The following is a 13,244-nucleotide window of genomic DNA, read 5'->3' on the forward strand; positions in this document are numbered from 1 at the left end:
GTCGAGTGATGGGAATCAACCCACTCACAGTACCATTGAGTATGGTACTGATTTACGGCTTCAATGGCGCGTGAGCAGCTCGAACATCGCATGAACTTCCGCAGCCGATGGAGTTGGCAGGCTGCCCCGCGCATGAACGAACCCGATGCCCGAGTACACGAGAATGCCTGCCCGAAGCCGGGCCTCGTCGGGGTCGAAGCCGAGATCGAGCAGCGAGCGCTGGACGACCTCGAAGATTCGATTGTCGAGTTCGCGCACCGCGTCGGCGATCTTGCCGTAGTTGCGAGCCCAGTCCCGAACAGCCGACTCCACAGCCCAGGTTCGTTGGTCGATCAACAGTTCGGCCATGATCTGCAGACGCTGCTCGACCTCGACGGTCTCGAGGCCTTTCAGTCCACGAACAGTGTCGTTCTGAGTGTCGCACCACTTGTCCGCTATCGCTTCCATCAGCTTGTCGATATCGGCAAAATGCCAGTAGAAGCTCCCCTTGGTGACCTCGAGGCGTTCACACAACTTGGTGATCTTCACACCGGAGACGCCGTCGGTGGCCATCAGCTCGAACGAGGCGTCGATCCAGTCGTCGACCGACAAGCGTGTTGCGCGACGCGCCGGTTTGGTCCCGGCCTTTGCCCCCACAGCCTTCTTTGCGGGTGCACGTCGCGACGACGCCGACCTGGGTGTGCCTGCCATCAGAGTGAACTCCTCGCTGTCGGAGCGGCGTACCGCCCTTCGATCGTACGATCCGAAGTCGTCATCCGACGGCAGGGGCGGTAAGGGCGGTGAGGGCCAACCGACGAACGAGTGGATCGTTCATCAGTTGCAGGTGGTTCGCCCGATCGCTCGGGTCCACATCCTGGACGATCACGTTCTCACTGCCGGGTACTGCTGCCGACAGAGGGTCGGTCATCAGGCCGTCGTACCGCGACATCACGTTGACATATCGCACCCCCGGCACCACCCACCCAGTGCGAGCAGCATCGTGCATGTACCCGGAGTTGGCGACGATCTGGCCGCACGCGGCGCAGATCGGTTCGAGCAGAGGCTTTTCCACCACGGCGAGAGCGTCGTAGATTCCGAGGCTCCGATTGACGGCAGCGATCGTGCCGAGACCGGCGATATCGGTCCCGTTCCACAGCGGCCCCACGGTCACCAGCGTGCGAACGTCCTCCGCACCGGCGTGCGCAATCCACTGCTGCGCCACCAACCCGCCTGCACCGTGCGCGAGAACCTGCACTCGGTCGGCCCCGGTGCGTTCGCGGACGGAGCCGACGAATTCTCCGAACTCGATTGCCGAGTCCTCGATTCTCGACAGACCTGCCACCGCCAGTCCGTTCTGCTGCAACAGAACCGAAGCCTCCGAGGCACCGTAGGTGAACGCGAACGCGCACACACCCCGGCCACCCAGCTCGTCGAGCCACCCGTCCCACTCGCGCTCCGAAGATGCGAGATCGTGCACCAGGACGGTGGGCGTGGCGCACGTCGAGGGGGACGCAGCGGCGGCCGAAACGCCGAAGCTCGTGACGGCGGCAACGATCGACGAGGTCGTGACGACAACCCGCGCCACTCGACCTGCGTTCTCACGCAGTTTCATCGGGCCCTCCATCTGCGGTTTCGGTGAAAGTGATTGACCACACCATACAGTGCGGTATGGTGTGTGTCACATCGTTCGACCGGCGCGAAAGGCCCCCTCACACATGGCGCACGACATGACCCGCCGCAATCTTCTCCGAGCGCTGGGTGTCGGCACCGCAGCAGTGGCACTCGGCGGCGTCAGCGCCTCCCGCGCATTCACCTCGCCCATCGACAACGCATTCGAGAGTCCGCTGCTGTTCCACTCGCCCAACGTGACTGCGTTCCGAGATGCGCTACCGACACTCCCGACCGTGTCGGGATCGAATCTCTCGGTCGATGCGGTGTCTGCGATGCACAGATTCCATGCGGACATGCCCGAGGTACCTACCCTGGCCTATCACTGCGGACCGAACGCACAACCCGGCTACCTCGGGCCCATCATCGAAGGGCACGCCGAGGACCCGCTGACCCTCCGATTCTCCAACAACATGGCCCTGCACCCCATGGCCCAGGACATGGACACCTCGCTGCACGGTGTAACCGACAGTTTCCGTACCTCGACCCCGATGTCCCTGCACCTGCACGGCGGCGTGACTCCTCCCGAGAGCGACGGCAATCCGGAACAGCTCACACTCCCCGGAGGAAGCATCGTCCACCACTTCCCCAACGGCCAGGAAGCGGCAACGCTCTGGTATCACGATCACGCGATGGCCATCACCCGGGTCAACGTCTACGCGGGCCTGGCCGGTATGTACCTACTGCGAGATCGATTCGACACCGGCCTCACCGACAATTCCCTCGGCTTGCCTGCCGGTGAATTCGAAATGCCACTGGTCATGCAGGAGAAAATCTTTCGCGAGGACGGTCACCTGAGCATCCGATCGACTCGCATCGTGCCCGAGGGTTCCTGGGAAGGTGGAGCCGTCGGAGATGTGGGGCTCGTCAACGGCATGATCTGGCCCGAACTCACCGTTGCCCGAGGCCTCTATCGCTTTCGGATGATCAACGCCGCGTCGTACAGCGTGTGGAATCTGCACTTCGAGAACCACATGAGGTTCTGGGTCATCGGTAACGACGGAGGATTGCTCGACGCCCCGGTGCCCGTGACGTCGATCAGAGTTGCTCCGGGTGAGCGATACGACGTACTCGTGGACTTCTCCGACTACGACGCGGGCCAGACGGTCGAGTTACGAAACGACGAGGCCCCACCCTTTCAAGCGGCCGTCATCGGCGCGGTCACCATGCCGCTGTTCTGTCGGTTCAGGGTGGGTGCCGCGCGCGGATTCATCGGAGGGGTACCGACATCGCTGCGCGGCGGTCGAGGGCCGGCACCGATCGCACCGATCCAGCAGCCGACGAAGATCCGTACCGTCACCGTCAGCCAGCCCTATGCGCTGCGCAATCCACCGGCCATCATGTCGCTCAACAATCTTCGCTACAGCGACCCGGATATCGAGATGCCTCGGCCCGGAACGGTCGAGCAGTGGAACATCGTCAACATCACTCCCGATCCACACCCGATCCACATCCACCTCGTCACGTTCAGGATCCTGAGCCGCACTCCCCTGCGCACCGTCGATTACCAGGTGGCAAATCCACAACCCGCCGTCGGAATCAAGTGGACTCCCGATCCGGAGGGGTTTCTCGCCGGACCCGCAACCCCGCCTGCCCCGTGGGAAGCCGGATGGAAGGACACGGTCCGGGTGGACGGCGGTACGGTCACTCGCATCATCGTTCGTTTTCCGACGGCCGACGAATTGGGGTTCGACCCCGACGCCACCTTCGCCCGGCCCGGCGGTACGTCGGCGCAGGAACCGAGTCCCGAACACAGCGTCGATCACGGCCCGATGCATCAGGTGCACAACGGAATGGACCATTCCGCGGAACCCGCGGGCGACCTTCAGGGCTACGTCTGGCACTGCCATCTCCTCGACCACGAGGACCACGACATGATGCTGAAGTATCGGATAACCCAGTGACACAGCCTCTTCGGAGTGCAGCGCGCGCGACCGCCAAGGCGACGTCGGCGGTCGGTGAGTTCTACGGCCTCTCGATCGACACCGCGGTGGCACTGGGACGCAGAGACTTCCAGTGGCGCGAGTTCGTGGACCAGAGCTGGTTCATCGCCCGAGTGTCTCTTCTACCCACGATCTTGATGTCGATCCCCTTCACGGTTCTGGTCGTATTCACACTCAACTCACTGCTCTCGGAATTGGGAGCCAGCGATCTCAGTGGCGCGGGGGCCGGACTGGGTGCGGTGACCCAGATCGGTCCCCTGGTGACCGTATTGGTCGTTGCCGGTGCTGCGGCCACAGCGATTGCCGCGGACCTCGGATCGCGCACCATCCGTGAAGAAGTGGCGGCGATGGAGGTGCTCGGCATCGACCCCATTCATCGGCTCGTCGTTCCTCGTGTCGTTGCCTGCACCATGATCGCGGCGCTGTTGAACGGAGCCGTATGCAGCATCGGCCTCGTGGGCGGCTTCTTCTTCTCTGTGTATCTCCAGGACGTCACGCCAGGTGCTTACGTATCCGGGATCACCCTGCTCGTCGGCCTACCGGAACTGCTCCTGTCCGAGATCAAGGCGGCATTGTTCGGTTTACTGGCCGCACTGATCGCCTGCTACCGCGGCCTATCCGTCGTCGGAGGGCCACGAAGCGTAGGCGAGGCAGTCAACGAGACCGTCGTATTCTCCTTCGTTGCTTTGTTTCTCGTCAATCTCACGCTGACGTCTGTCGGCCTTGCACTGAGCGACCGGTGAAGAACGTGATGGGCTTCGATATCGCCGTCCGAGTGAATCGTCGGTACCGCAGCGTTGTCCGCGGAATCGACACCGTGGGCGATCTCGCTCTGTTCTTCGGACGCGCCGTCGCGTCGACCGGAAAAGCCGCACGTGACTACAGAGCCGAAACCCTGCGCGTACTTGCCGAGATCAGTCTCGGCACAGGCGCTCTCGCGGCCGTCGGTGGAAGCATCGTCGTGCTGGGATTCCTCACGCTGTTCGCCGGCGCTACCGTTGCAGTCCAGGGATTCGACTCCCTGGGGAATATCGGTGTCGATGCCCTCACCGGTTTTCTCGCCGCGTATGTCAACGTTCGTGTGGTAGCTCCGATCACTGCCGGCGTCGGCTTGGCGGCAACTATCGGCGCAGGCACCACAGCGCAATTGGGTGCGATGCGCATCAGCGAGGAGATCGATGCGCTCGAGGTCATGGCCATCAAATCCGTGCCGTATCTCGTCGGAACGCGGGTGCTTGCAGGCATGCTCGCTGTGCTGCCCCTGTACTCCTTGTCACTTATCACCTCGTTTCTGGCCAGCCGAATCGCCACAGTCGTCGTTCTCGGACAATCCGGCGGCGTCTACGACCACTACTTCTCGACGTTTCTCGTCCCCTCGGACGTCCTGTGGTCCTTCCTGCAGGTCTTCGTCATGGCGGCTGCCGTCATGCTCATCCACACCTACTACGGCTACACGGCCACCGGTGGGCCGGCAGGAGTGGGAACTGCCACCGGTCGCGCCGTCCGACTCTCGCTCATCACCGTCGTGATGGTGACGTTGATGATTTCGCTTGCCCTCTACGGTAATTCCCGATCAGTACACCTGGCGGGGTGACGATGAACCACACACACCGGATCGGATCGGCTGCACCCCGTGTGGCTGCCGTGATCATGGCCGCACTGCTCGTTCTCGCAGTGGCGGCCACCTACTTCGCCTTCACCGGCGCGGTGGGCGATGCCGTCCGTCCACCGACCAGGGTGACACTGCAGTCGGATCGGAGCGGCCTCGTGATGCAACCGGGGGCCTTGGTGAAGATGCACGGCGTGGAAGTGGGAACGGTGGACGCCGTCCGCCAGGTTCCAGGTGGCGCGGTCGTCGAGCTTCGCCTCGACGGCGCTGCAGCACAGTCCATTCCGGAGAACGTCGAGGCCCGGATTGCCGCTACCACGATCTTCGGGTCGAAGTTCGTCACGCTCACCCAGCCTGCCAGTCCATCGACCACACCGATCGTGTCGGGCGCGGTCGTCGAATCATCCTCGGTGACAGTGGAGGTCAACACCGTGTTCGAGACCCTGACCGAGGTGCTGGCGGCTGTGGAACCGGACAAGCTGAACGCGACGCTGACCTCGTTGGCCACGGCAACGAGTGGGCGCGGTAGCGATCTGGGGCTGACCCTCGACGAGACGAACGCACTGCTCGCCGGCGTCGAACCTCGGGTTCCGACGCTGCAGCGCGACATCGCATCGGGAGCGACCGCCACCGAGACGTTGGCCGACGCAGCACCGGATCTGCTGACGAACCTGAACAACCTGACGACGACCGGGCGCACGCTCGTCGACACCACCGACAGTCTCGACGCCGTGCTGCTCGGCGTGATCGGAATGGCCGAGGTGGGAAATACGGTGCTGACGGACAATGCTGCAGGCATCTCGAGCACTGTGCACGAGTTGAAGCCGACAACCGAACTGCTCGAGGAGTATTCGCCCGAGTTCACCTGTTTCCTACAGGGAGCGGACCGCGCCCGGGTCGGTGCCGAGGAAGTTTCCGGCGGAAATGGACGCACCATGTTGCTCAACAGCACCGTGCTCTTCGGCATACCGCCGTACGAGTACGAGTCGGACCTGCCCCGAGTAGCGGCGTCCGGTGGACCGCGATGCGGCGCATTGCCCAACGTGCCGAACGATGCCGTACCGACCCCGTACGTGGTTGCCGACACCGGATCGAACCCGTTCCGTGCCGGCAATACCGGCCCGGTCTTGTCACCGAGTTCGTTACTGGACTTTCTGCCCGGCGGACTCGCCGCACCGGGCGGGACCCGATGAGCCGCACATCCACGACGATCAAGCTGATCGTGTTCGTGGTGGTGATGGCCGTCGTGCTCGCGTGCCTGGTCGTCGTGTTCGGACAGGTCAGATTCGAATCGACAGCCTCGTTCCGGGCAGTCTTCACCAGTGCATCCGGCCTTCGCAGTGGAGATTTCGTACGAGTTGCAGGCGTGGAAGTCGGCAAGGTCGGCGACGTCACCATCGTCGACAACGATCGCGCGGCGGTCGGCATCGACGTGGGTGCAGGTTACGTCGTGACGTCGTCCACGACCGCAACCGTGCGCTACCAGAATCTCGTCGGCGACCGCTATCTCGAACTCGCGGACGGACCCGGGGATGCGGTTCCGATGGACGAGGGTGCCACTATTCCACTCGAACGAACCTCACCCGCACTGGATCTGGACCAACTCATCGGCAGCTTCGAGCCACTTTTCCAGGCCGTCGATCCCTCGAAGGTCAACGATCTGAGCGCAGAACTCGTCGCGACACTGCAGGGTCAGGGCGGATCGATCGCATCCCTGCTCGCCCATACCGCCACACTGACCACATCCCTCGCCGATCGAGACGAGGTGATCGGACGGGTGATCACCAACCTGGACACGACCTTGACGACGTTGGCAGACCAGAAGGACGTCGTGTCCACAGCACTCGATCGTGCCCAGAATCTGGCGTCCGGCCTGGCCACCGACAGCGCCGCGTGGGGCACGGCACTGAACGATATCGATTCGTCATCGGCCACGGTGGCGGACCTGCTTAACGTGGCCAGACCGCCGCTGAAGTCCACGCTCGACGAGCTCGGTCGCACTGCTGCTCAACTGGATTCGGAAAAGGAGACGATCGGTAGCGTCGTCTCCCGGTTGCCCGATACCTACGCTGCGCTCAGTCGGCTCGGCGCGTACGGAAACTTCTTCAACTATTACCTGTGCGGCATCAAGTTGAAGATCGATACACCCGACGGCCGAGGGCTGACCACGCCGCTCATCGGCCAGGAAACGGGAAGGTGCGCGCCGCGATGAATCAGCGAGTTCGAGGTCGCAATATGCTCCGACTCGGTATCGTCGGTACCGTCCTGGCGATACTGCTGACGCTGGTGGCGACGAATGTGTCATCGCTGCCGATATTGTCGGCCAGCTCTGAATACAGTGGCACATTTCGGGACACCGGGGGGCTCGCCGTCGGTGCCGATGTCGAGGTCGCAGGGATTACGGTGGGCACAGTTACCGACATCGAAATCGACTTGGACACAGTCATAATCACGTTCACCGTGAGCGGCGACGTCATACTGCGAGAAGATACCCGTCTGTCCATACCGACACAGACGGTGCTGGGTACGAAGAACCTGCGCATCGATCCCGGCACCAGCGGCCGATTGAGTTCGGGGGCTCGGATCCAGCTGGACAACACCACGAGCCCGTACCAATTGACCGACGCGCTGGGAGATCTGACCGACGATGTCACCGAACTCGACACCGATGGACTCACCGACGCCATGCGCGTGACCACCGACGTACTCGAGCAGACACCCGCCGACCTCGCGGCCGCTGTCGACGGTGTAGGTCGACTGTCGCAGACCATCGCATCCCGGGACGAATCCTTGCGGTCGCTGCTGGCGGCAGCGGAACAAGTGACCGGGGTACTCGCCACTCGCAGCGAACAGATCGACACTCTCGTCGTCGATGCCGACACGATCCTGCGTGAACTCGATCGCCGCAGAGCCGCCGTGGACCGGCTGTTCGACAGTGTCACCGACCTCGCCCAGAATCTGAGCGGCCTCGTCGCAGACAACGAGGCCCAACTCGGGTCGACGCTCGCCTCACTGGATTCGGTCCTCGAGGTTCTGGAACAGAACCGAGACAACATCGGTCAGGCCATCGAGAACCTGGGTCCCTACATCACCCAACTCGGTGAAGCAGTGTCGAGTGGACCGTTCTTCAACTCGTACATTCAGAACTTGATCCCCGGGCAGATCATCTCTCCGTTCATTCGGGCCGCCCTCGGACTCGGTCCGGCTCCCGGCGAATCTGCCACCGTGAACCCGTTGTCCGTCATCGACGGAGCGCCGCGGTGACGGCCCGGCAGTGGCAACTGGCCGCCATCGGAACCGGCTTGGCGGTGCTGGCCGCGGTCTCGTACACCGTGGTCCCTCGCATGATCACCACGTCCATAGTCGCCGAATTCTCGAGCACCACCGGCCTGTACGTCGGTGACGACGTGAAGATCATGGGAGTCGATGTCGGCTCCGTCCGGTCGATCGAACCCCGCGGCGATCACGCCGACGTGGAGCTCGAAGTCGACTCGTCCTATCCGGTACCCGCCGATGCCATGGCCGTGATCGTCTCGCAGAGCCTGGTCGCCAGCCGTTTCGTCCAACTCACCCCGCCCTACACCGGTGGCCCGGCAATGGACGACGGGCAACGAATCCCGATCTCGCGCACGGCGGTTCCGGTCGAGTGGGATCAGATCAAGGCCCAGCTCGCCCGGGTGGCCGACGCGTTGGGAACCGCGACACCTGATCGACAGGCACCTCTCGGGGCCCTGGTAGACGCTGCCGATGCCAACCTGCGAGGTCAAGGGCAGAACATCGCCACTACGGTCAGTCAGCTCTCCGATGCGCTGAAGACGTTGTCCGACGGCCGAACCGACCTGTTCGCCGTCGTCCGGAACCTGCAGGTATTCGTCTCTGCACTGTCGGCGAGCGGACAGCAGATCGTGAACTTCAACAACTCGATGGCGTCGATCACCGAGGTCCTGGATACGAACTCCGAACAGATCGGTACCGCGTTGACGTCACTGGATGTCGCGGTGGGCGATGTGCAGCGCTTCGTCGCCGCCAATCGAGACGGTCTCGACGACACTCTCCGCAGCCTGCAGAGCGTGATCGGTGAACTCGCCGCGCAACGGGACGGAATCGCGCAGATACTCCATGTCGCCCCGACCGCGTTGTCGAACCTGAACAACATCTACCAGCCGGCTCACAATGCGATCGTCTCCGCGCTGGCACCGAACAACTTCGCCAATCCGATGGACTTCATCTGTTCTGCCATTGCCGCAGCGGAGGAAGTCGGAGCTCAGGAAGGGGCGAATCTGTGCGTGCAGTACCTCGGTCCGTTGCTGAAAACACTGGCCTTCGATTATCTTCCCTTGTCCACCAACCCGATTCACGGAGTGGGCGCACTCCCCGATCAGCTGGTCTACAGCGAACCCGAGCTCGTACCGGCCGCCCCGGCACCATTCCCCGCCCCGGCACCCTCGCCGTCGTCGCTGACGGACCTCCTCCTTCCGGGAGGCGGGCAATGACGACGCGCACGCCGAAGCGTCGTTCGATACTGCCGCTCACCGGTGTGGCACTCGTTCTGCTGACCTCCGGGTGTGGCTGGCAAGGTCTCAATTCCCTCCCGCTCCCCGGCACCGAAGGCGAAGGGCCAGGCGCATATTCGGTGACCATCGAGATGCCGGACGTATCCACCATCGACCGCAATTCGCGAGTGCTCGCTTCCGACGTCACGGTGGGACGCGTCGCAGACATCGAACTGGACGACGGCCACGCGGTCGTCACCGTGCACATCGACCAGGGCGTGGAGCTGCCGGAGAACGCCGTGGCAGCAGTCGGACAGACCAGCCTTTTGGGCTCCACCCACATCGAACTGTCGCCGCCTACCGCCGTGTCACCCACCGGCCGTCTCGCCGATGGAGATGTCATCCCGCTGGATCGAGCAGGCGCGTACCCCACCACCGAACAGACGCTGTCCTCGCTCTCGCTCGTGCTGAACGGCGGCGGACTTCCCCAACTCGGTGACATCGTCGACGAGCTGGACGCCGCACTCGGTGGACGGCCGGAATCGGTTCGCGCTCTCATCGATCGTCTGAACACCCTTCTCGACGGTCTCGTCGAACAGCAAGCCGACATCGAACGCTCCATCGACAACCTCGATCGCTTCGCCGCCGACGTCGCGGCTCAGAACCAGGTGCTTGCCGACGCCGTCACGACACTCGGGCCTGCACTGGACGTCTTGTCCGATCGCCGACAGGATCTGACCACCGCACTGGTCTCGCTAGGCACGCTGGGAAGCACCGCGAAAGAGATCGTCGACGACACCGGCGGTGACCTGGTCGCCGAACTGGAGGAGTTGCGTCCGGTCCTGGCCTCCCTGGCAGACTCCGGTACGTCACTGACCGACTCGTTCCGCTACCTACTCACCTATCCGTTTCCGATCGACACCTACCAGAATGCGGTGCGCGGCGACTACGCCAACGGTGATGTGACACTGGACCTTCGGCTCGACACCCTCGACAATGCGCTGTTTCTCGGCACGCCGCTCGAAGGCGCACTCGGATCGTTCTCACCCAGCCCGGCAGCGACGATCCCGTCGACCACAGATCTTCTCATCCCACCGGCAGGCACTCCATGACACCGAAGCAGTCTCTCCATCGCAAGCTGTGGATCATTCTGGTGGTCGCGGTGGTCTCGACCTCGACCACCGGGATCTACTTCGCGCGAGTGTCGGAACAGCTCGGCATCGGCCGCTATCGAGTCGCCGTCGAACTCGCGGACGGTGCCGGTCTGTACACCGGAGCCAACGTGACGTATCGAGGGTCCGAAATCGGCCGGGTCGTCGAGCTGACCAGCCACGGTGACGGAGCGCGGGCAGTGTTGTCACTCGAGTCGGATGTCGCAGTTCCCGCCGACACCGAAGCCGAAGTCCACTCCATGTCCGCGATCGGCGAGCAGTACATCGACATCGTCCCCGACTCGTCCGACGGACCGTATCTGTCCGACGGTTCGGTGATTCCCCGGGACAGGACATCGGTCCCCGAACAGGTTGGGCCCACGATCGACCTGCTGCAGACGGCGTTGGCATCCATCGGCTCCGACAACCTTCGGAGCGTGCTCGACGAAAGCGCTGCAGCGCTGGGCAACAACGGAACGAACGTAGCCGAACTCCTCGACTCGTTCCGGACCCTGAGCGCCGACGCGAACGCCGATGCCGCGTCGATCACCGGACTGATCGACAACGCCGACCCCGTCCTGACTGCCGCCGCAGCGAGCAGTGAGTCGATCAGAGCCTGGGCGGCATCGCTGACCGGTGTCACCGGAGAACTACGCGACCGCGACGCGTCGATCCGCTCCCTGATCGACAAGGGCACACCGATGGCCACGGAAGTGACCGCGTTGTTCCAGCAGCTGCAGCCGACACTGCCTCTGCTACTGGCGAATCTGACGACCGTCGAACAGGTTGCCGTGGTCTACAACCCGTCGATCGAACAGATTCTGGTGTTGTACCCGCCCCTCATCGCAGCGACACAGGGAACAGGAATGCTCAATTCCCAGTCCGGCGAGCCGGGCCAGAACACGTACTTCGCGGCGCAGGTGAACGACCCACCGCCCTGCACCACCGGGTTCCTACCGGCATCCGAACGCCGATCACCCACCGAGATCGACACCATCCCGACTCCTGACGGGCTCTATTGCAAGGTCGATCCGGCCGATCCGACTGCCATTCGTGGCGCGAGAAACCTTCCGTGCATGGAGTTTCCGGGGCGTCGTGCCGCTACCGTGGAACTATGCCGCGACCCGGTGGCATCCACCGGCGAATACGACACGACCGATAGTTCCTACATCGCCGGCGACGGTCGGCGATACGTCGACGAGAACCTCGACACCACGACGCAGACCCTGGACGGCCTGCTGGTCCCTGGCGGGGGCTGAGCGCCCACGACGTCCTCGGAGTCAGATCGGATCGAGTGTGGAGATCAACCACCGGCCGTCGACCTGGGTGAGTTCGATCCGGAGGCTGCTCGATGCGGCCTTCGGATCCGGTGCGTCGGTGGAGGTGATGTTCTGGTTCACGAACACCAGTGCCACCGCCGAGTCTTCCGACGATGACACCACTGAACTGGCCGATACCGTTGCACTCGAGGTGATTCCGCGATCTTTCGCGGCCGGAGCGATGGACTCGGCACCGAATGCGCTGTAGTAGTTCAGGAAATCGCCGGTGAGGAAGGACGCGGCATGCTCGATGTCGGCGTCGACCGACTCGGCGCGGTAGGACAGGACCGCGACGGCACCGTCGTCGGCCGCGTCGCTGATTGCCGAGCGCACCTGCTGCTGCTCTTCGTCGGCTCGATTCATCACGTAGAGCGAGGCCGTGGATGCGCCGGCGCCGACGAGCAGCACCGACAGGCCCGCTACCAGTAGCCGATGGTGGATCACGGGACGAACTCCACATCGGAGACCAAGATCGACTCGCCGGCGTTGTCGAGGGTCACTCGCAGTCTCCACACTCGCGGTTCTTCCTGCGCGCCGGACGAATTGGTGACACTCGACGTCGCTGCCACGAGAACACTCGCTGTGCGGTCGTCGGCGTTCTCGATTCCCGCTTCGGTGATGGACCCCGTCGCCTGCACATCGGCTTGCTGCACCACCGAGACGAAATCATCTGCTCGCTCGCCGAACTGGTCGCGAAACGTGCCTGTCGAACGCTCCAGAACTCGCGCGACATCGTCGTCGACGGTCGACGCGGAGATCGTGGTCAGATCGAGCACACTCTGGCGGGCAACCTGCAGATAGCGCTGCTGAAGGTCCTGTGCAGCAGCCAACTTCTGATGCTGATGCAGCAGCAGTGCACTGCTCGCGCCGAGCGCCACGACCCCGAGCACAGCGAACCCGATCAGACTGCGACGCAGCCGCAGCGGACGCCTGGGTTCATCGTTCGATTCGTCCTTGTCGACAGCGATGTCATCGACATCCGGCGCATCCTCGGTCGATTCGGATGCGCTCTCCAGCACTGCTTCTCGCTCACTCATCGATATCACTCTCTCAGTCCAGAACCAACCGACCGTACTACACAG

General features: G+C 63.4%; 13 protein-coding genes. 9 read left to right on the forward strand and 4 right to left on the reverse strand.

Annotated features, from left to right (window positions below; translation table 11 throughout):
• Positions 1-60: 60 nt before the first annotated feature.
• Both CH286_RS01900 and CH286_RS01905 read right to left on the reverse strand, forming a co-directional pair.
• Complete coding sequence (locus CH286_RS01900; protein WP_094608176.1) at positions 61-690, reverse strand: TetR/AcrR family transcriptional regulator; 630 nt, start codon at positions 688-690, stop codon at positions 61-63.
• A gap of 61 nt (positions 691-751) precedes the next feature.
• On the reverse strand, positions 752-1,591 hold the full coding sequence (locus CH286_RS01905; protein WP_094608359.1) for an esterase/lipase family protein: 840 nt from the start codon (positions 1,589-1,591) through the stop codon (positions 752-754).
• A gap of 103 nt (positions 1,592-1,694) precedes the next feature.
• On the opposite strand from CH286_RS01905, the gene CH286_RS01910 reads away from it, so the two are divergent.
• From CH286_RS01910 to CH286_RS01950, 9 genes are read left to right on the forward strand one after another with little or no spacing between them, the layout of a single operon-like run.
• On the forward strand, positions 1,695-3,551 hold the full coding sequence (locus tag CH286_RS01910) for a multicopper oxidase domain-containing protein (RefSeq protein ID WP_094608177.1): 1,857 nt from the start codon (positions 1,695-1,697) through the stop codon (positions 3,549-3,551).
• Positions 3,548-4,333 (forward strand): MlaE family ABC transporter permease, encoded by a 786-nt coding sequence (locus tag CH286_RS01915; protein ID WP_037155554.1) that lies wholly within the window; start codon positions 3,548-3,550, stop codon positions 4,331-4,333. The genes CH286_RS01910 and CH286_RS01915 overlap by 4 nt, the downstream gene beginning before the upstream one ends.
• Before the next feature lie 8 nt (positions 4,334-4,341).
• Complete coding sequence (locus tag CH286_RS01920; protein WP_032404140.1) at positions 4,342-5,184, forward strand: MlaE family ABC transporter permease; 843 nt, start codon at positions 4,342-4,344, stop codon at positions 5,182-5,184.
• Positions 5,185-5,186: 2 nt separating this feature from the next.
• Positions 5,187-6,392, forward strand: coding sequence for an MCE family protein (locus CH286_RS01925; RefSeq protein WP_094608178.1), 1,206 nt, complete (start codon positions 5,187-5,189; stop codon positions 6,390-6,392).
• Positions 6,389-7,411: an MCE family protein gene (locus CH286_RS01930; protein ID WP_094608179.1), complete on the forward strand. Its 1,023-nt coding sequence runs from the start codon at positions 6,389-6,391 to the stop codon at positions 7,409-7,411. Before CH286_RS01925 ends, CH286_RS01930 begins: the two co-directional genes overlap by 4 nt.
• On the forward strand, positions 7,408-8,463 hold the full coding sequence (locus CH286_RS01935) for an MCE family protein (RefSeq protein ID WP_255182538.1): 1,056 nt from the start codon (positions 7,408-7,410) through the stop codon (positions 8,461-8,463). The genes CH286_RS01930 and CH286_RS01935 overlap by 4 nt, the downstream gene beginning before the upstream one ends.
• Positions 8,460-9,692, forward strand: a complete 1,233-nt coding sequence (locus CH286_RS01940; protein WP_032404143.1) for an MCE family protein — start codon at positions 8,460-8,462, stop codon at positions 9,690-9,692. Before CH286_RS01935 ends, CH286_RS01940 begins: the two co-directional genes overlap by 4 nt.
• Positions 9,689-10,804, forward strand: coding sequence for an MCE family protein (locus CH286_RS01945; protein ID WP_032404144.1), 1,116 nt, complete (start codon positions 9,689-9,691; stop codon positions 10,802-10,804). The genes CH286_RS01940 and CH286_RS01945 overlap by 4 nt, the downstream gene beginning before the upstream one ends.
• The gene (locus CH286_RS01950) at positions 10,801-12,102 is read left to right on the forward strand and encodes an MCE family protein (RefSeq protein ID WP_037155550.1); all 1,302 of its coding nucleotides are present in this window, start codon (positions 10,801-10,803) and stop codon (positions 12,100-12,102) included. Before CH286_RS01945 ends, CH286_RS01950 begins: the two co-directional genes overlap by 4 nt.
• A 21-nt stretch (positions 12,103-12,123) precedes the next feature.
• Here the strand turns inward: CH286_RS01950 and CH286_RS01955 are convergent, their stop codons facing one another.
• Both CH286_RS01955 and CH286_RS01960 read right to left on the reverse strand, forming a co-directional pair.
• Positions 12,124-12,606 (reverse strand): hypothetical protein, encoded by a 483-nt coding sequence (locus CH286_RS01955; RefSeq protein WP_032404146.1) that lies wholly within the window; start codon positions 12,604-12,606, stop codon positions 12,124-12,126.
• Positions 12,603-13,199 (reverse strand): hypothetical protein, encoded by a 597-nt coding sequence (locus tag CH286_RS01960; protein ID WP_249304988.1) that lies wholly within the window; start codon positions 13,197-13,199, stop codon positions 12,603-12,605. Before CH286_RS01960 ends, CH286_RS01955 begins: the two co-directional genes overlap by 4 nt.
• Positions 13,200-13,244 lie beyond the last annotated feature (45 nt).

Source organism: Rhodococcus sp. WWJCD1, from assembly GCF_002258735.1.
Lineage (GTDB): Bacteria > Actinomycetota > Actinomycetes > Mycobacteriales > Mycobacteriaceae > Rhodococcoides.